The following is a 686-nucleotide window of genomic DNA, read 5'->3' on the forward strand; positions in this document are numbered from 1 at the left end:
GCTATCGCAAAGCGTTGAACAGACTTGAGTTTGGCGAAATCTCCTGACTGATAAGTTCCTACCGTACGTGTCTTACTAGCATGCTCTGCGATCAAGGCCTTAGTCGCAGCTAGAAGTTCCTTAAAGGCGACCAAATCTTGACTCGCATGGTTACTTTCATACTGAGTGATGGAGCTGTCCAAGTTCTTGATCTGATTGAGCAGGAAGTTATAGTCCATGACCGTTTTGGTATGACTGCTTCCATCATAGCTCACCAAGTCTGAAATCTTGTCCTTGGTCGTGTTCAAGACCTCAATCTCGTTCTTTAACTTATCCCTCGAACCCTTCAAATCACTATGTAATCGCGTAAACTCCTGACCAGGTAGCTTTGTATGCAGGTGACTATCAATCTGGTAATAACCGTCCTTGTATAGTAGGAGATTGGTTGAGTAGTCATTCATCAAGTTGACCAGAGTCTGAAGGAGAGTCCCATGAACCTCTACTAGGTATCTGCGCATACTCGAGATGGCCTGACCTTGGAGATTTTGATTGTTGATGAAGTCTGTCATGGCCTTGTTTAGGCTAGCGACGGACTCTCCCCAAGCATTTATCGTCTTTTGACTTTCCACCTGAACAGAGGTGATATCATCAAATTTTATATTGTAACTCATGGTACCTCCCTACTGCAAACCAGGAAACATGTTTTG

At 44.0% G+C, this 686-nt stretch carries 1 protein-coding gene; it reads right to left on the bottom strand.

From position 1 onward, the window contains the following. On the bottom strand, window positions 1–650 hold a 650-nt coding region (locus tag A0739_RS09700; RefSeq protein WP_231082588.1), incomplete at its 3' end, for a T7SS effector LXG polymorphic toxin. Between the last annotated feature and the right edge of the window lie 36 nt (window positions 651–686).

The sequence above is a fragment of the Streptococcus oralis genome (genome assembly GCF_001588645.1).
Taxonomy (GTDB): domain Bacteria; phylum Bacillota; class Bacilli; order Lactobacillales; family Streptococcaceae; genus Streptococcus; species Streptococcus oralis_AB.